Annotated in this window: 17 protein-coding genes; 6 read left to right on the top strand and 11 right to left on the bottom strand. The window is 55.9% G+C overall.

Annotation, left to right across the window (positions count from 1 at the left end):
* Window positions 1-13 precede the first annotated feature (13 nt).
* The 8 genes from CU103_RS15335 to CU103_RS15300 all read right to left on the bottom strand — a co-directional run bounded on the left by CU103_RS15335 (window position 14) and on the right by CU103_RS15300 (window position 8,808).
* A complete protein-coding gene (locus tag CU103_RS15335; protein WP_106664908.1) occupies window positions 14-2,167 on the bottom strand; it encodes a sodium-translocating pyrophosphatase in 2,154 nt (717 codons plus the stop codon).
* A gap of 476 nt (window positions 2,168-2,643) precedes the next feature.
* Window positions 2,644-3,150: a transcription antitermination factor NusB gene (nusB, locus tag CU103_RS15330; RefSeq protein WP_106664907.1), complete on the bottom strand. Its 507-nt coding sequence runs from the start codon at window positions 3,148-3,150 to the stop codon at window positions 2,644-2,646.
* A 4-nt stretch (window positions 3,151-3,154) separates the two neighbouring features.
* Window positions 3,155-3,616, bottom strand: coding sequence for a 6,7-dimethyl-8-ribityllumazine synthase (locus tag CU103_RS15325; RefSeq protein WP_106664906.1), 462 nt, complete (start codon window positions 3,614-3,616; stop codon window positions 3,155-3,157).
* A gap of 48 nt (window positions 3,617-3,664) precedes the next feature.
* Complete coding sequence (locus CU103_RS15320) at window positions 3,665-4,279, bottom strand: riboflavin synthase (RefSeq protein ID WP_106664905.1); 615 nt, start codon at window positions 4,277-4,279, stop codon at window positions 3,665-3,667.
* A gap of 10 nt (window positions 4,280-4,289) precedes the next feature.
* Window positions 4,290-5,393, bottom strand: coding sequence for a bifunctional diaminohydroxyphosphoribosylaminopyrimidine deaminase/5-amino-6-(5-phosphoribosylamino)uracil reductase RibD (ribD, locus tag CU103_RS15315; RefSeq protein ID WP_106664904.1), 1,104 nt, complete (start codon window positions 5,391-5,393; stop codon window positions 4,290-4,292).
* A gap of 5 nt (window positions 5,394-5,398) precedes the next feature.
* Window positions 5,399-5,881, bottom strand: coding sequence for a transcriptional regulator NrdR (gene nrdR, locus CU103_RS15310; RefSeq protein ID WP_106664903.1), 483 nt, complete (start codon window positions 5,879-5,881; stop codon window positions 5,399-5,401).
* 158 nt (window positions 5,882-6,039) lie between these two features.
* The gene (glyA, locus tag CU103_RS15305) at window positions 6,040-7,347 is read right to left on the bottom strand and encodes a serine hydroxymethyltransferase (RefSeq protein ID WP_106664902.1); all 1,308 of its coding nucleotides are present in this window, start codon (window positions 7,345-7,347) and stop codon (window positions 6,040-6,042) included.
* A gap of 180 nt (window positions 7,348-7,527) precedes the next feature.
* Window positions 7,528-8,808, bottom strand: coding sequence for a L,D-transpeptidase family protein (locus tag CU103_RS15300; RefSeq protein WP_106664901.1), 1,281 nt, complete (start codon window positions 8,806-8,808; stop codon window positions 7,528-7,530).
* 719 nt (window positions 8,809-9,527) lie between these two features.
* Here CU103_RS15300 and CU103_RS15290 point away from each other — a divergent pair.
* The gene (locus CU103_RS15290) at window positions 9,528-10,247 is read left to right on the top strand and encodes a hypothetical protein (protein ID WP_106664899.1); all 720 of its coding nucleotides are present in this window, start codon (window positions 9,528-9,530) and stop codon (window positions 10,245-10,247) included.
* Between the two features lie 114 nt (window positions 10,248-10,361).
* Here CU103_RS15290 and ldtR read toward each other — a convergent pair whose 3' ends face one another.
* The 3 genes from ldtR to CU103_RS15275 form a co-directional block, all read right to left on the bottom strand.
* The gene (gene ldtR, locus CU103_RS15285) at window positions 10,362-10,877 is read right to left on the bottom strand and encodes a transcriptional regulator LdtR (RefSeq protein ID WP_106664898.1); all 516 of its coding nucleotides are present in this window, start codon (window positions 10,875-10,877) and stop codon (window positions 10,362-10,364) included.
* A 363-nt stretch (window positions 10,878-11,240) separates the two neighbouring features.
* A complete protein-coding gene (locus CU103_RS15280) occupies window positions 11,241-11,669 on the bottom strand; it encodes a DUF6163 family protein (RefSeq protein ID WP_106664897.1) in 429 nt (142 codons plus the stop codon).
* Window positions 11,666-12,721, bottom strand: a complete 1,056-nt coding sequence (locus CU103_RS15275) for an enoyl-CoA hydratase/isomerase family protein (RefSeq protein ID WP_106664896.1) — start codon at window positions 12,719-12,721, stop codon at window positions 11,666-11,668. The genes CU103_RS15280 and CU103_RS15275 overlap by 4 nt, the downstream gene beginning before the upstream one ends.
* Before the next feature lie 159 nt (window positions 12,722-12,880).
* Between CU103_RS15275 and hemB the strand changes: the two genes are divergently transcribed.
* The 5 genes from hemB to CU103_RS15250 all read left to right on the top strand — a co-directional run bounded on the left by hemB (window position 12,881) and on the right by CU103_RS15250 (window position 16,767).
* Window positions 12,881-13,918 (top strand): porphobilinogen synthase, encoded by a 1,038-nt coding sequence (gene hemB, locus CU103_RS15270; protein WP_106664895.1) that lies wholly within the window; start codon window positions 12,881-12,883, stop codon window positions 13,916-13,918.
* A gap of 80 nt (window positions 13,919-13,998) precedes the next feature.
* Window positions 13,999-14,469, top strand: a complete 471-nt coding sequence (locus CU103_RS15265; RefSeq protein ID WP_106664894.1) for an RDD family protein — start codon at window positions 13,999-14,001, stop codon at window positions 14,467-14,469.
* Between the two features lie 117 nt (window positions 14,470-14,586).
* Window positions 14,587-14,937 carry a hypothetical protein gene (locus CU103_RS15260; RefSeq protein WP_146147804.1) on the top strand — a complete coding sequence of 117 codons (351 nt, stop codon included), beginning with the start codon at window positions 14,587-14,589 and terminating at the stop codon, window positions 14,935-14,937.
* A 101-nt stretch (window positions 14,938-15,038) separates the two neighbouring features.
* Entirely contained in the window at window positions 15,039-15,785 is a 747-nt protein-coding gene (locus tag CU103_RS15255) for an arginyltransferase (protein WP_106664892.1), read from the top strand.
* An 82-nt stretch (window positions 15,786-15,867) separates the two neighbouring features.
* Window positions 15,868-16,767, top strand: a complete 900-nt coding sequence (locus CU103_RS15250; protein WP_106664891.1) for a DMT family transporter — start codon at window positions 15,868-15,870, stop codon at window positions 16,765-16,767.

Here is a 16,767-nt window from a genome sequence, read left to right as displayed (position 1 = left end):
ATGTTCGCTGGAGTCAGTGCGCAAGCACGGCAAGCAGGAGCAGTGCGACGATATTGGTGATCTTGATCGCCGGATTGACGGCAGGACCTGCCGTGTCCTTGTAGGGATCTCCGACCGTATCGCCAGTAACGGAAGCCTTGTGCGCTTCCGAGCCCTTCATGTGGCGCGTTCCATCCTTATCGACGAACCCATCCTCGAAGGATTTCTTGGCGTTATCCCAAGCACCACCGCCCGATGTCATCGAAATGGCAACGAAAATGCCGTTGATGATGACGCCAAGCAGCGAAGCACCAAGCGCTGCGAAAGCAGAGGCTTTCGATCCGGAAATCAGCAAAACGCCGAAATAAACGACGATTGGGGCCAAAACCGGCAAGAGCGATGGAACCACCATCTCCTTGATCGCAGCTCGGGTAAGGATGTCGACCGCACGTGCGTAGTCCGGGCGCTCGGTCCCCAGCATGATACCAGGCTTTTCGCGGAACTGCCGGCGTACCTCTTCAACCACGGAACCCGCCGCACGGCCAACAGCCGTCATTGCGATCCCGCCAAAGAGATAAGGGATGAGACCGCCAAAGATGAGACCTGCCACCACATAGGGATTGGACAGTTCGAAAGAAATGGCACCGATCCCCTTGAAGTAGGAGAACGCGGTGGCGCCTTCCTTATTGGCTTCGCTGATGAAGAACTGCAGATCGTTGGCGTAAGCCGCGAACAGAACCAATGCGCCGAGACCGGCAGAACCAATCGCGTAACCCTTGGTAACCGCTTTGGTGGTGTTTCCCACGGCGTCGAGCGCGTCGGTGGATTTACGCACTTCGGGATCGAGACCCGCCATTTCGGCAATGCCGCCGGCATTATCCGTGACTGGACCGAACGCATCCAGCGCCACAATCATACCAGCGATACCGAGCATGGCAGTAACGGCAATGCCTGTGCCGAAAAGGCCAGCAAGCTGGTAGGTCGAGATAATACCACCAACGATGACCAGCGCCGGAAGCGCAGTGGATTCAAGCGAAACCGCGAGACCCTGGATCACATTGGTACCATGGCCGGTTATCGACGCCTGGGCAATCGAATTGACCGGGCGCTTGTTCGTACCGGTGTAATACTCGGTAATCACCACGATCAAACCCGTCACGACGAGCCCGATAATCCCACAGAGGAACAGGTTCGTTCCTGTTATGACCTGACCCGCCACAATTCCGGTCTCGCCCCAGCCGATGGTCAGAGAAGTCGCCGCCCCCAGGCCAACGATCGAAAGAAGTCCCGTCACGATCAAACCCTTGTAGAGGGCCCCCATGATGGAATTGTTGGCGCCAAGCTTGACGAAGAACGTGCCTGCAATCGAGGTGATGATGCAGGCCCCACAGATGGCCAGCGGATAAAGCATCACTGTGGCGAGGTTGGGCGCTGCTGCGAAGAAGATGGCGGCGAGGACCATGGTGGCGACAATCGTCACCGCATAGGTTTCAAACAAGTCTGCGGCCATACCGGCGCAATCGCCAACATTGTCGCCGACGTTGTCCGCGATCGTTGCAGGGTTGCGCGGATCATCCTCGGGAATTCCGGCTTCGACCTTGCCGACGAGGTCACCGCCGACGTCGGCGCCCTTGGTAAAAATACCGCCGCCAAGGCGGGCAAAGATGGAAATGAGGGAAGCACCGAACCCAAGTGAGACCAGCGCGTCAATTACCGTACGATCAGCGAGAGCATAGCCCATCGGTCCGATCAGAACCCAGTAGTAGACTGACACACCGAGCAGTGCGAGGCCCGCAACCAGCATGCCTGTAATGGCACCCGACTTGAAAGCAATTTCAAGGCCAGCGGCGAGGCTGCGGGAGGCAGCCTGTGCGGTGCGGACATTGGCCCGGACGGAAACATGCATACCGATAAACCCGGCAAGCCCAGAAAGAACGGCGCCGATCATGAAGCCGATAGCCGCTGTTCCTGTCAGAAGAAACCAGACGGCGATGAATACAACGGCGCCAACCATGGCGATCGTAGTGTACTGACGTGTGAGATATGCCTGTGCGCCTTCGCGGATTGCACCGGCGATTTCTTGCATGCGCGCATTGCCCTGGTCCGCCGCGAGCACCGATTTGGTGGCCCAGACGGCGTAGACGATAGACAGCAGACCGCAGGCAATGACCAGAAACAGTATTGTCATGCCACTCCCTCAGATTTTGACCGGAAAAACCCCTCCCCGGGTCAGGTTCGGTACGGCACACTGAAATCCGCCAGGCCGGCAGAAACGCGACCGTATGTGTAAGGAGTAGCGAAGCAAATGCGAAAACGTCAAGGTCTTTCGCATCTTAGTGAAATGGGCGACGAAAGTAGGGCTGGCCGGGGCAAGTTTTAAACGCCAATAGTGGGAGTGGATAAGAATCTAGGGGCTATCCAGTGAAAGTCATACACAACGAGCGCATTAAATTGTTGGCGACATTCGTGAACAGCATTGCTGTCGCCATTTTGTAGCAAGTGCTCTCCTTAAGAGGATGACCCAATGACGACGTTTCAAGCCCTTTCTTTGCTGATCATGCCGGTTTCCGATTTGATCTTTGGGCTTGTCGCCCTATATGTCACACGCCCAAAAACGAAGGGTAAACACCGTCCGCGACATACCCACTAGAACCTTCGCATATGTCAGCGCCGCGGGCCTTTGACGCCCTTGCTCTCGCCGCGAATTTCATAGGCCAGGCGATCGAGCACAGCATTGACCAGTTTCGGCTCGTCCTCGGAATAAAAGGCCTTGGCGATATCGACGTATTCGGAAACGATGACCGCAGTCGGCACGTCGACCCTATCCTTCAGTTCCCATATTCCGGCCCGCAGGATGGCACGCAAGGTCGAATCGAGACGTGAAAGCGGCCAGTCTTCGGTCAATGCCTGGCGAATCATCGGATCGAGCAAAGTTTGCTCGGCAACAACGCCGGAAACAATGGCACGAAACCACTGCGGATCGGCATCCAGGTACTGCGTACCGTCCACTTCCTTGCCGAGGCGGTGCGCTTCATACTCTGCCACAACCTCGAGCACACCTGTGCCTGCGACATCCATCTGATAGAGGGCTTGAACTGCGGCCAAGCGGGCAACGCCACGTTTGTTGGCGGTTTTCGCAGTCGGGCTTTGCCCGTCTTTCGGAGAAGGCATTCGTTCAGGCTCCAAGCTTTTCCTTGAGGGCAATCATGGTCAATGCGGCACGTGCTGCAAAGCCACCCTTGTCCTTGTCTTCGCGGCGTGCGCGTGCCCACGCCTGTTCTTCATTCTCGACGGTCAGGATACCGTTGCCGATCGCAATGCTTTCATTGACCGCCAGATCCATGAGCGCGCGGCAAGACTCGTTGGCGACAATATCGAAATGATAGGTTTCGCCGCGAATGACGGTACCAAGCGCCACATAACCATCATATTCCCTTCCGCCTTCTACCGCAGCATCAAGGGCAAAAGAAATGACTGCGGGAACCTCGAGGGCACCAGGAACAGTAACGACATCATAGGTGGCGTTGGCTTCATCGAGCGCCATTTTGGCCCCAGTCAACAATGCATCCGACAGATCGTCATAGAATCGCGCTTCCACGATCAACAGGTGTGGCGCACGCGCTTTTTTGTCAGACATGATAGCTCCGAAGGAAATGGGATGGCGTCACCGCCGCTGGTTCCGGTCCTAGGCTGATTTCGGATATTCTGCAAGCCGTGCGGCATATCTCGCCATCTGATCGATCTCGATATTGATCTTGTCGCCAACCTCGCGATCACCCCACGTGGTCACTTCGAGCGAATGGCGGATCAGGAGCACATCGAATTCATTGTCATTGACACTATTGACGGTCAAGGACGTGCCATCGAGCGCCACGGAACCCTTCTGGGCGATGAATCGTGCCAGTTGCTCTGGCACATGCAAGGTGAAGCGAACAGCGTCACCCTCGTCTTCGCGCTTGATAATTTCCGCCATTGCGTCGACATGGCCAGAGACGAGATGACCTCCCATCTCATCACCCAGCTTCAAGGAGCGCTCAAGATTGATGCGCGTACCGGTCTTCCAGCCAGCGATGGTGGTAAGCCGCAGCGCTTCTTCCCAGGCCTCGACCTCGAACCAGCGGGCATTCGATCCCTTTTCCGGGAGCGACGTGACGGTCAGGCAGACACCCGAGCAGGAGATGGATGCGCCGATGTCGATCGTTGCCGGGTCGAAACTGGTTTCAACGCGCAGCAACACCCCTTCGTTGAGCGGCTTCACCTGTCCGATCCTGCCAATATCCGTTACGATTCCAGTAAACATTCGTGCTTCCTTAGACAGATCTGACATATTCGCTGTATTGGTCATGGCCGAAGCGATAGTCATGCAACAGTTTGAAACCCCGGGCGATATGGGAGTGGAGTTCAGGTACTGCAACCCCGGCGGTGCTACCAATTGCAGCTGCCCCTTGAAACAGGGCGAGTCGATCAACCAGCCCTTCCTGCAAGAACGAGTTCGCGACCGTCGCACCGCCTTCCACCATCAACGTAGAAATGCCTTGTGCGGCGAGATCATCGAGCAGTTCCGGAAGCGCAGTAGCGCCGCAATCGGTTTCCGTCGCGAGGATTCGGCAGCCCTCAGCAACGAGCGCCTGCCGCCTCGCCGGTGCGGCAGCCGCACTCGCCGCAACCCAAACCGGAACATTACCCGCGCTCTTTACCAACGCACTGTCCAGCGGCAGGCGAAGCTGGCTGTCAAGAATAACGCGGACCGGCGAACGGGCTTCCAGCCCAGGCAAACGGCAGGTCAGCTGCGGATCGTCGGCGAGTACGGTACCTATCCCGACCAGAATTGCGTCGGTTTCAGCCCGCATCAAATGTACCTGCGACCGCGAGACCGAGCCAGTTATGACGACCTGTCCATCTCCCCTGCCAATGAAGCCATCACTGGAAAGTGCAAGTTTTAGAGTTACTTCCGGCCGCTTTTTCGATGATCGAATCAAATAACCGGCGAGATAATCCGCCGCCTCCGCGCCGAGCACGCACTCTTCAACTTCGATACCGCCAGCGCGCAGAATCGCATATCCCTTGCCTGCAACCCGATCGTCGGGATCGTTCGTTGCAGATACGACACGCGTAATTCCCGCCGTGACCAGCGCATCGGCACAGGGCGGCGTTCGACCATGGTGGGCGCAGGGTTCAAGCGTCACATACGCGGTGGCGCCCCTCGCACGCTCGCCGGCTTCCGACAGGGCTTGCGTTTCAGCGTGGGGCCGCCCCCCGATGGCTGTAACGCCGCGACCGATGATAACGCCATCCTTGACGATCAGCGTGGCAACGGATGGGTTTGTCCCAGTCAGTCCCTGATGGCTACGCGACAGCCGGATAGCCGCGGCCATGAAGCGGCGATCCAGCGCGTTCTGCTCCAGTCGTGCCATCTGGCTCACTCGTCTTCGACCGGATCAGGCACAACATCACCGGAGGTGATCTCGTCAATGACATCATGGAAATCCTTGGCCTCGCGGAAATTGCGATAGACCGAGGCAAAGCGGATATAGGCGATATCGTCGATACCCTTCAAAGCGTCCATGACCAGCCGGCCGATTTCGTCGGATGACACCTCCGGTTCGCCGGAACTCTCCAACTGCCGGACGATACCAGATACGGCGCGCTCCACCCGCTCGGGATCGACCTGACGTTTGCGCAACGCCACTTCAACGGAGCGCATCAGCTTGTCGCGGTCGAAGGCGACCTTGCGGCCACTTTTCTTGATTACGGAAAGGTCACGCAGTTGCACACGTTCAAAGGTGGTAAAGCGCCCGCCGCAAACGGAACAGACACGCCGCCTGCGGATCACAGCACCATCTTCGGCCGGACGGGAATCTTTGACCTGGGTATCTTCAGACTGGCAATAGGGACAGCGCATTGACCGGCTTTCTGAACGTAATCAAATTTGGCTGAAGATAGTGTCTTTCGCAACGAGATAAAAGCGTTCAGGCGGAGAGGATTGTGAACGGACCGTTCGATCCAGTACAATCCTTCTCCGCCCGAGTAAAATCAAGCTATATCAAGTCAGACCCGATTCTATCCAAGATATGGATAGAGCGGGAAGCGATCCGTGAGAGAAACGACCTTCTGCTGGACCGCCTTTTCAACTGCGGCGTTGCCTTCATCCGAGTTTGCGACCTTCAAACCATCCAGCACTTCGGAAATCAGATTGCCGATTTCGGTGAACTCCGCCGCCCCGAATCCGCGTGTCGTGCCAGCAGGTGTACCAAGGCGTACGCCAGAGGTAACGAAGGGCTTTTCGGGATCGAAGGGGATGCCGTTTTTGTTGCAGGTGATATTTGCGCGCCCGAGCGCGGCCTCGGCACGCTTGCCGGTTGCGTTCTTCGGGCGCAAATCAACCAGCATCAAATGATTGTCTGTACCGCCGGAGACGATATCGAGCCCGTTCTTCTTCAAGGTTTCGGCCAGCGTTTTCGCGTTGGCGGCCACGTTCTGCGCGTAGGTCTTGAATTCCGGCTTCAACGCCTCACCAAATGCCACGGCCTTTGCGGCGATGACGTGCATCAAGGGACCGCCCTGCAGACCCGGGAACACGGCCGAATTCATCTTCTTGGCGATTTCCGGGTCATTGCTGAGAATCATGCCGCCACGCGGTCCACGCAGCGATTTGTGTGTCGTCGTGGTGACAACGTGCGCGTGCGGAACCGGAGATGGGTGCACACCGGCAGCGACGAGACCGGCAATGTGCGCCATGTCGACCATCAGATAAGCTCCGACAGCGTCGGCGATTTCGCGGAAACGCTTCCAGTCCCAGATACGCGAATAGGCGGTTCCGCCGGCCAGGATCAGTTTGGGTTTGGTCTCGTGGGCCTGCCTCTCGATCGCATCCATATCAAGCAGATGATCGTCCGGACGTACGCCATAAGAAACGACTTTGAACCACTTTCCGGACATGTTCACAGGTGACCCGTGAGTGAGGTGACCACCGGAGTTGAGATCGAGGCCCATGAATGTATCGCCCGGCTGCAACAGTGCCAGGAAAACGGCCTGGTTCATCTGGCTACCGGAATTTGGCTGGACATTGGCAAACTCGCAGCCAAACAGCTCCTTTGCACGCTCAATGGCCAATTCTTCTGCAATATCAACGAACTGGCAGCCGCCATAATAGCGCTTGCCCGGATAGCCTTCGGCATATTTGTTGGTCATGATCGAGCCCTGCGCCTCAAGTACAGCGCGCGACACGATGTTTTCCGAGGCGATGAGCTCGATCTCGTGGCGCTGGCGCCCTAGCTCCTTGCGAATTGCGCCGAAAATTTCCGGATCGATATCTTCGAGCGATGCGTTGAAAAAGGTATCTGCAATGGAAGCGCTTGCATTCGACATGGTGTCTGGACCCTCATTTGCCGGTGGGTAATTCATAGGTTGTCCGGCGCATTATCATACTTAAACGGGCAAGGCCAATGGCCGGTACGCGAAAAGCTCTAGCCCGAAACCGCCTTTCGGGATTCAAATATGAAAAGACCGCCCGGAGGCGGTCTGCATCGGCTCAACTACCATGTGCGGTCACGTATTTGTACCGATCGACAGCGCCGCCTGACCATCACGCTCGTAAATATCGTCGCGCAAATGAACGACGCCATCACCTGTCGACCAGGCGGTGACATAAACGAAGTGCAACGGAACAGGGTTGTTGACATTGATCGGGGTGTTGACGCCCGTCTTGATGGTCGCTTCCATGGTCTGGCGATCCCAGCCCGGTGTGTCGCGCAGGAGCCAGACGTTGAGATCACGAACATTCTGAATGCGGACGCAACCCGAAGATTCGAAGCGCATCAGCTTGTTGAATACACCCTGCTGCGGCGTGTCATGCATGTAGACCGCATAAGGGTTGGGGAAATTGATCTTGGTCGACGACATGGCGTTAATCTTGCCCGGATCCTGCCGGAACATCAGCTTCACCGCATCTTCCGTCGTCCAATCGACGCTCTCCGGCGCGATTTCCTCGCGGGTCTGCTCGTCAAACAGGCGAATCTTGTTGCGCGAAAGGTAAGTCGGATCCTTGCGCATCAGCGGGATGATATCCTTCTGGATGATCGACTTCGGCGCCGTCCAGTAGGGATTGAGAATGACCTCGTGGATCTTGGAATCAAGGATCGGCGTCTGGCGATCGATCTTGCCGACAATAGCAGTGTGGCGCTGAACGACGCGGCCACCTTCCACCGCTTCGATCTGCGCTGCCGGAATATTGACCATCACGTAGCGGCTGCCCTGATCGGTCGACGCCAGCGTGCGGACGCGCTCAAGATTCGTCTGCAACTGACCCAGGCGAACGTCTGCCGGCACGTTCATCGCTGCGAGCGAGAACTCGCCCATAACACCATCCGCAGGAAGACCGTGACGCGCCTGGAAGCGCTTCACAGCCGCGTCAACATAGGTATCGAAGGAATTCGAGAGGCCAGCGCTCTCGGAGAGGTCGCCGGCGATCATCAGGCGCTTGCGCATGGCGGCCACCGACGGATCAATGACACCAAGCTGCAATTTTACCGTTGCATCCACCCTTGGCCATCCACCATTGCTGACAATCTGGCTGTAGGTGTTGATGGCGCTTTCAATGAAGGAAGCCGTATCTGGACTTGCGATGGGCTGGAAGCTTGCGACCTTGCCCTTGTTGCTCGAGCGGGCATCGAACTGATCGTCCCAATTGCCGCGACGGGGGGCAGCGAGAATCTCACCGATATCAGACTGCTGCGCGAACGCGGTAGACGTTGCCGCAGCGAAACCAACAGTTGCGACGCCCCTCAAAAACGCGCGGCGATCGATTGCTGATGATCCGAATTTCTTCATATTTTGTCCAACCCTTGGAAGTTCTGCAGTCAAGCTGCCGCGTACGGTACGGAACGGCGACCCGGTTACCAAAATTATCAGCAACACCCTTAACAAACAGCAACTTTCAATCTGATCGCGCGTTCGTGATGGTTTAACTGCGGACCAGCCCTCACCGAGCCGTCGTTGGTGCTGCACTGAACATGAAATATCTGAAGCCGCATTTCCACGCCATTATGGCGGATTAATGACTGGAAGACTTTGACCAACATGGCCCCAGCTTTCGTTAGGGCCATTAATTTGGAGCGGGGTGACTGGTTTCCCGGTGCTTCTCGGCATCTCTTGGATCGGCCGTATCAAGTTCCTGTATCGCGATTTGTTTAGGCGCGGTTCGCTCATATCCTTACGGACCCCACAGTGCCGTGAACAGCCCCAATGCAACCTGAGCGAGTTTTGTCATCTTAAGTCCTTCCAACCAGTCAATTGCAAATTCCTTGCATATCTCAGTGGAAAGTCCGCCAATGAGCGGCCACGCCCAAACAGTGTCGATGCAGTTTGATGGTACGGTTATTACCAAGCTCTGAAAATCGATCGCTGGTACTTGGCCATTTCTTGCGACTTATACAAGCCTAGACTTGTCGATTATGTGGATAGAATGGGAAAATTCCTACGCTAGACCGCCCTGCCATTGTAGCAGCGTCCAAACCCCACTATTTCTTTTGTAAATGGTGAGGGTGTCGATGGCTTCTATTCTGGATGAATTCAATGAGCTTGATGACGACGACGAAATAGCTTTCGCGGAGTTGGTGCATCGCTATCAGGGAGACCTGGACGATTATCTCAATCATGCCGATCAAAATACAGACACCACGCAGGCCCACATAACATTTATGAACAGGGTTATAGGTGCTGCAGAAGCGTTCAATATCGAACCTTTTGCGGCATGGGCAGTGCCCCCGCGAGGGCGCATATTCGATGAGTTTGACGAATTCGCGCTTTCGGTAGAACGCTACCTGACCAGCCTGAAAATCCGAAAATCAAGGCGGAGGAAAGTCTACTCGGTTGCCCTGGCACCGGCAGACAAGAAGCGCATTCATTTCCTAGTCGGGCAGATACGCGAAGCTCTTGAGAACATCGATATCGAAGAGCGGAAAAAGAACTCGCTATTCAAGAAGCTCAATGCGTTCGCCGCTGATGTAGATAAAGCCCGCACACGGTTCGACAACGCGTATCTAATGGGAATTGACGTAGCGAACCTTGCAAAGAAGCTTGGCGAGGCCGTAAAACCCGTTACTGAGCTTGTGAACAGCATCAACGAGCTAATGGGCTCTGCCAAGGAAAAAGAGCCGGAACAGCAGCAGCTACCTGCCCCCGAAGAGCAAAAAAAGCTCGAAGCGCCGCGCAAGCAAATTGAAGGCCCGAAGATTAACCGGGATTTGGATGACGAAATCCCATTCTAGGGCGGGGACGGAAGTGCCACGAAAACGGGTGCACCGGTATGCAATCTCATACATCGTTACGCCTTTCCGTAGCACTTTAAATTCCGCAGTGATGCAATTACAGGGCGCCATCCCCTACATGCGATAGGCGATGGAGTCGTTCCAGAAACGATCGAGACGCTGAAGAGCCTTGTTCATGGACTGGAATTCTTCCGCCTTGATGCCCCCGACGTGTTCGATCGAAGCAATGTGACGTTCGTACAGACCCGCAACCAGTTCCGCGACCTCAGAACCTTTTTCGGTCAGACTGACCCGAACCGAGCGGCGATCGGTGCGTGAACGCTCATGGGATATGAAGCCAAGTTCAACGAGTTTCTTCAGATTGTAGGAAACGTTCGAACCCAGATAGTATCCGCGGCTGCGCAATTCACCGGCGGTCAATTCTGCATTGCCGATGTTGAAAAGCAGCAATGCCTGAATTGCATTGATGTCGCTGCGGCCATTGCGGTCAAATTCATCCTTGACCACATCAAGCAAACGGCGATGTAACCGTTCGACCAACTGAAGCGCCTCAAGATAAAGTGTCCGCAATGCTGTGTCACGTGGTGTTGAATGCGAGCTTGCGCCAGACTTTCTTTGTGTGTTGTTCATATTACCTGCCTCACTGTTGTTTCGGTGTATTTTTCTCACCGTTGAGGCAACACTATCCAATACGCATAAAATTCGACTTAAAACACAGACTTAACAGTACCTTACCGTGAATGAATCAAATTCAATCTTAATGAAGACTTACCCGGCAGTCACGCCATTCGCAAAACCAGACGGAAAACCGGTGCTGGCTTTGCTCATCGTCTGCCGCAAAACCGGACGGAAAACCGATGCCCACTTTTCCTGGCTTTGCTCATCGCCTGCCGCAAAACCGGACGGAAAACCGGTGCCCACTTTTCTTGGCTTTGCTCATCGCCTGCCGCAAAACCGGACGGAAAACCGGTGCCCACTTTTCCTGGCTTTGCTCTATCGCACCGGCTTCGCCTGCTGGCGTTTCTGCAGAAAAATTACGGCGCGGAAGCAGATATAAAGAAAAGCCACGCAGCCATGCACGATGGCGATCTGTGGTCTGTAGAAGAAATAATTGGAGAAGACCGTGAACATCAACGTTTCACCCAGTGCAGCAACAAACCAGATGACCGGCCCCCAGGAAACCATCATCCATAGCCCGGTGGAAGCCACGGGATAAAGCATTGCGAGCGACACTGAAGCGACTTTCCACTGCCAGGGCATGAGGTCGAAGCGCCACAGCATCCCCTCGTAATAGCCACTGAGTTGCGCCCAATAACCGACACCCGCGACAAGACAATAGATTGAAACAAGCCGCAGGAACCAGACAAAGCCCATCTGGGCCATCGTCGGGTCGAATGGCAGGTGCGTTGGTCTTTCGTTCATGTCAATTGCAGTTCCCGCTCGCCCAGTGACGCGAAATAGGCATTCACCATTTCCGGCGTAACGTCGTCAATACTCGCAGGCTGCCATGCAGGTGCATTGTCCTTGTCGACGAGAAGAGCGCGTACGCCTTCGTAGAAGTCGTGATTCTCGAGCATGCGTGACAAAATCCGGTACTCCATCTGCATGCATTGATCCATCTCGAGATCACGTCCCTCCTCGATCTGTCTGAACGTCACGTGCAGACTGGTCGGGGAGCGCGCATTAATGAGATCAAGAACCTGCTGCGCCCACTCGTTCCCGTTCACTCCTGCGGCCGCAAGGCGGATAAGACAACCACCAAGTGTGCGCGAATCGAACAGAACACCTATCATATCGCGGATTTTCTCGGGCGTTTCAAAGTCTGGATTAATGATTTTGCCCCGCAAAGCTATGTCGGGATTGCCGGTTCTGATCAGACTCCGCCGCACCCTTTCCTTGTCCTCGGCCTTGATCGCATGGGTGGCGATGCCACTTTGCAGGCAATCCCCTTGCCGGATGCGATTGCCGGTCAAGGCAAGATAGGTGCCGAAGTGCTCAGGCAGATGCGGCAGAAAGGCGCTGCCACCGACATCCGGAAAGAAGCCGATACCGACCTCCGGCATGGCGAACATGATGTTTTCCGTTACGACTCGATGCGAGCCATGAACAGAAATGCCAACGCCGCCACCCATGCAGATACCATCAATCAAGGAAATATAGGGCTTTGGAAAGTGCCTGATATAGGCGTTAAGCCGGTATTCGTCCGCAAAGAATTCATAGAGTGGGCTACCCGACCGGCCAGCGTGAAAGACAGCAAGGATGTCACCGCCGGCGCAAAAGGCGCGGCCCTCACCCTCGACAACAACACAATGAACGTCGGGATCGGTCGACCAGGCGATGAGCGCCCGGTGAAATGCATTGACCATGGTTCGGGTCAATGCGTTCAGCGCCTTGGGTCGCGTCAGACGCACCAGGCCGGCCTTGCCCCGCCGTTCGAACACGATTTCGCCCTGCCCGCCAAAATCGATTTCCATGCACCCCTCCAGGATTCCTGCCGGAGGTTAGGAAACTCCGGCGCACCGCGTCAATGGATCACATATATTGGCTGGCATCTTGGTCCACAGCGCGATCCCTGTTAAAACCATTCCAAACAACAGGAAAAATGTCTGCGATCGGCGGACAAGGCAGCAATCATGAACAAACACCCCGCATTTCAGGCCCGCGCGCCGAGATCTGTCGATGAAATCACGCAGAGCCGCCGCCTGCGGCGTATGCGCAAGGCTGATTGGTCACGGCGTCTGGTTCAGGAAAATCAGCTGACGGTGAATGATCTGATCTGGCCAATATTCCTGTGCGAGGGCACCAACCGGCGTGAGGACATCAGTGCCATGCCGGGAGTTCAGCGCTTTTCCGTGGACATGGCCGTGCGCGAGGCCGAGCGTGCGGCCAAACTTGGTATCCCCGCCATTGCCACCTTTGCCAACATTGATCCCGCCCGGCGGGACGATGCAGGCTCGGGCATACTCGATCCGGATAACCTCATCAATCGCGCCACACGAGCAATCAAGGATGCGGTACCGGAAATCGGCATGATCACCGATGTTGCGCTCGATCCCTTCACCAGCCATGGTCATGACGGCATCCTGCGCGACGGCATCATCGTCAATGATGAAACCGTCGAACAGATTACCAAGGGCGCGGTGCTTCAAGCTGTTGCAGGTGCCGACATTATTGCGCCTTCGGACATGATGGATGGACGAATTGGCGCCATTCGCGACGCGCTAGACCAGAATGGCTTCCAGGACGTCGCGATCATGGCCTACGCGACCAAGTTCGCTTCGGCGTTTTATGGTCCATACCGCGAGGCTATAGGCACTTCAGGGCGGCTGAAGGGCGACAAGAAGACCTACTATATCGACCCGGCGAACGCCGATGAAGCGGTGCGCGAGGCCGGACAGGATCTGGCCGAGGGCGCGGACTCGCTCATGGTAAAGCCGGGACTTCCCTATCTCGACATCATCCGCCGCTTGAAAGACACATTTGCGATGCCGACCTTCGCCTATCAGGTGTCAGGTGAATACACGATGATCAAGGCAGCGGGCGCCAATGGCTGGATCGATGAGGAACGGGTTATGATGGAAACCCTGCTCGCCTTCAAGCGGGCCGGCTGTGACGGTATCTTGACCTACTTCGCACCGACGGTCGCAGAGCGGTTGAAAGCCGGCTCCTGATTTCTTCTTGAATTATCGTTCTGGAATTCCCAATTTCTGGAGGGCGGCAATGTGCCCGTCCCATTGAAACAGGAAACGAAATGAACGCGAAGACCCTTGATGGCGAAATCATCACCAACCGCCTGGATGATTGGCGGATGTATCAGGGTGTGCGGACCAGCCGCGTCTTCGCTTTCCTGATCGACTACCTGATCGTGTTCTTTCTTTGTATTCCCGTGGCGCTCCTGATTGCAATCCTCGGCGTGGCAACGCTTGGCGTCGGCTGGATGCTCTACGGCATCATGTTTCCTGCAGTTGCCCTTGCCTATGTCGCGACGACAATGGGCGGACCACGCCAGGCGACGAAGGGCATGCAGATGATGGGGCTAAGGCTGGAGCGGCTCGACGGGCAGAAAGTCGATAGCCTGCTTGCTGTCGTGCACACGGTCCTTTTCTGGGGGCTGAATGTGGTGCTGACACCACTTATTCTGCTGGCAACGCTGTTTCTTGACCGCAAGCGGACTGTGCATGACCTGCTTCTGGGCACAGTGGTTGTCCGCGCTTACAACTGATCCCAAGGGCTCCCGATCTGGAGCCCTTCTTCATTCGGCTTGATTATGATGAATATACGTTCAATTGCATTCGCTCTGGTGGCGCTTGCGTTATTTGGTTTTGGAACTGCAAGCAGCATGGCCGCGTCGCCAGCTGGCCGCTTTTGCGGTGAGGTGATTTCCAGTGGTGACTATCAAGACGTGGAAACCATGCTGAATGTGGATAAGGACGGCCGCATAACGGGCACGTACGAACTCGACGAACCGGACGGCCGTGTCGAGGGCACGGTGACGGAAAAGGAACCAGGTACCGGTACGTCGCGAACGCTGGTGTGGACCGACAAGTACGGCACCGGATTACTCGAACTCGATTTTTCCGATGACTATAAGGAATTCAAGGCACGCTGGGGCGGTTCGAACAATGGCAGGTTCGATGCAGCCAGTCACACCTGGAACGGGACACGCTGCACCAGTCTTTCCTTGAGATAAGTCTCAACGAAGACATTCACAGCTGAATGCAATATAATTGAATTGACGTTTGAAGCGGTCGTACGATTCTATAGGCATTGCAGACCGTTCCAGGACCTTGAATGACGCACCAACCACAGCAGTCACCGCAGTTCTTCCTGACAGCCCCCTCGCCCTGTCCCTATCTGGAGGGCCAGCTTGAGCGAAAGGTCTTCACGCATCTGGTTGGCGGCCGAGCGAGCGAACTCAATGATCTCCTGACGCAGGGTGGATTTCGCCGTTCGCAGAACATCGCCTATCGTCCGGCCTGCGAGAACTGCCGTGCATGCGTATCGGTGCGTATTCTCGCCGGTGAGTTCCGGCAGGACAAATCGATGCGTCGCGTCTGGAACCGAAATCGCGACCTGATCGGCAATATCCACCATGCCGAACCTTCGACTGAGCAATATTCCCTGTTCCGCCACTATCTTGATGCTCGCCACAACAAGGGTGGCATGTCGGAAATGACTGTGCTCGATTATGCGATGATGATCGAGGACACCCATGTGCCAACCCAGATCATCGAGTACCGGCGTCGCGGACCGGATTCCTTCATCACCAAGAAAGGCGAAGGCGAGCTCATCGCCGTGGCCCTGACGGATGTGATGGGCGATGGACTATCCATGGTATATTCGTTTTTCAATCCGGAGCATGCGAACCGCTCGCTCGGTACCTTCATGATTCTCGATCATATCCAGCGCGCCGCGGCGGCGGGACTACCGCATGTCTATTTGGGCTACTGGGTCGAGGGATCACGCAAGATGCAATACAAGATCCGCTACAAGCCACAAGAACATCTGGGACCCAAGGGCTGGGAGCGTCGCGACTGAGGTCAGCAATGGTCGCTCTGGACGACAATATCAATCCCCGCTAGACCACGCGGTATAATAATAAAAATTCCGGAAACGCCGCATGTCCCAATTACAGCTCGATCACCGCAAGGGCCTGCTCATCACGGGCATTGGCGGGCTTGTCCTTTCCGCCGATATACCTCTGCTCCGGCTTGGCCAGGGTGAGACCTGGTCAACCTTGCTGTTGCGCAGTGTCACAACATTCATCAGCGCGCTCATCATCTGGGCGGTCTGGAGTCTTGCAACCGGCAGACTGCGCACAATCGTCCCGGGCCGCATCGGGTTCGTCGTGGCCGGGCTCTACGGCCTTGCGTCCATTACCTTCATGATCGCTGTCTACAACACGAGGACGGCAAACCTCGTCTTTATCCTTGCGTTCAACACGGTTTTCTCGGCCCTGCTGTCGTGGGTTTTCCTGAAGGAGCGGCCAAAGACAATTACCTTCGTCGCCATGTTTTTCATGCTGATCGGAGTTGGAATCATTGTGCGTGAAGGGCTATCCTCCGGTCACGTATTTGGCGATCTTGTCGCACTCCTATCTACGTTCATACTTTCCCTGGCGATTACCGTCACTCGCTCGTCAGGCAAGGATATGGGTTTCGCCGCGATCATGGGAACGGCGCTGCCAATGCTGGTTGCCGCCTTCATGGTGTCACAGCATGGCTACACTGTCGCCGTGCCCGGATGGATCATCTTCAACGGCGCGGTGGTGACGACCATCGCTTTCCTGTGTCTCGCCACGGGCCCTCGATTCATCTCCGGTCCGGAAGTGGCGATGTTCTATCTGCTGGAAACGGTGCTAACGCCCATATGGGTCTGGCTGGTTTTCGCCGAAAGACCAAGCGATCCAACTCTTGTGGGCGGCGTCATCATCATCACTGCCCTCATCTGCCACTCACTCTGGCAAATGTACCACGCTCGAAAGCGGGTGCGGATGGCGGCTCTCCGCCATCCAATCTGA

It is taken from the genome of Phyllobacterium sophorae (assembly GCF_003010965.1).
Taxonomy (GTDB): domain Bacteria; phylum Pseudomonadota; class Alphaproteobacteria; order Rhizobiales; family Rhizobiaceae; genus Phyllobacterium; species Phyllobacterium sophorae.
This window is presented reverse-complemented; position numbering and strand designations above follow the sequence as displayed.

What these genes read in the sequence shown, in the direction of transcription:
- glyA (WP_106664902.1), bottom strand. Translation starts at nt 7,347, where the DNA reads ATGTCGAATGCAAGCGCTTCCATTGCAGATACCTTTTTCAACGCATCG.
- CU103_RS15290 (WP_106664899.1), top strand. Translation starts at nt 9,528, where the DNA reads ATGGCTTCTATTCTGGATGAATTCAATGAGCTTGATGACGACGACGAA.
- CU103_RS15280 (WP_106664897.1), bottom strand. Translation starts at nt 11,669, where the DNA reads ATGAACGAAAGACCAACGCACCTGCCATTCGACCCGACGATGGCCCAG.
- CU103_RS15250 (WP_106664891.1), top strand. Translation starts at nt 15,868, where the DNA reads ATGTCCCAATTACAGCTCGATCACCGCAAGGGCCTGCTCATCACGGGC.
- hemB (WP_106664895.1), top strand. Translation starts at nt 12,881, where the DNA reads ATGAACAAACACCCCGCATTTCAGGCCCGCGCGCCGAGATCTGTCGAT.
- CU103_RS15260 (WP_146147804.1), top strand. Translation starts at nt 14,587, where the DNA reads ATGGCCGCGTCGCCAGCTGGCCGCTTTTGCGGTGAGGTGATTTCCAGT.
- ribD (WP_106664904.1), bottom strand. Translation starts at nt 5,393, where the DNA reads ATGGCACGACTGGAGCAGAACGCGCTGGATCGCCGCTTCATGGCCGCG.
- ldtR (WP_106664898.1), bottom strand. Translation starts at nt 10,877, where the DNA reads ATGAACAACACACAAAGAAAGTCTGGCGCAAGCTCGCATTCAACACCA.
- CU103_RS15255 (WP_106664892.1), top strand. Translation starts at nt 15,039, where the DNA reads ATGACGCACCAACCACAGCAGTCACCGCAGTTCTTCCTGACAGCCCCC.
- nrdR (WP_106664903.1), bottom strand. Translation starts at nt 5,881, where the DNA reads ATGCGCTGTCCCTATTGCCAGTCTGAAGATACCCAGGTCAAAGATTCC.
- CU103_RS15300 (WP_106664901.1), bottom strand. Translation starts at nt 8,808, where the DNA reads ATGAAGAAATTCGGATCATCAGCAATCGATCGCCGCGCGTTTTTGAGG.
- CU103_RS15275 (WP_106664896.1), bottom strand. Translation starts at nt 12,721, where the DNA reads ATGGAAATCGATTTTGGCGGGCAGGGCGAAATCGTGTTCGAACGGCGG.
- CU103_RS15325 (WP_106664906.1), bottom strand. Translation starts at nt 3,616, where the DNA reads ATGTCTGACAAAAAAGCGCGTGCGCCACACCTGTTGATCGTGGAAGCG.
- CU103_RS15335 (WP_106664908.1), bottom strand. Translation starts at nt 2,167, where the DNA reads ATGACAATACTGTTTCTGGTCATTGCCTGCGGTCTGCTGTCTATCGTC.
- nusB (WP_106664907.1), bottom strand. Translation starts at nt 3,150, where the DNA reads ATGCCTTCTCCGAAAGACGGGCAAAGCCCGACTGCGAAAACCGCCAAC.
- CU103_RS15265 (WP_106664894.1), top strand. Translation starts at nt 13,999, where the DNA reads ATGAACGCGAAGACCCTTGATGGCGAAATCATCACCAACCGCCTGGAT.
- CU103_RS15320 (WP_106664905.1), bottom strand. Translation starts at nt 4,279, where the DNA reads ATGTTTACTGGAATCGTAACGGATATTGGCAGGATCGGACAGGTGAAG.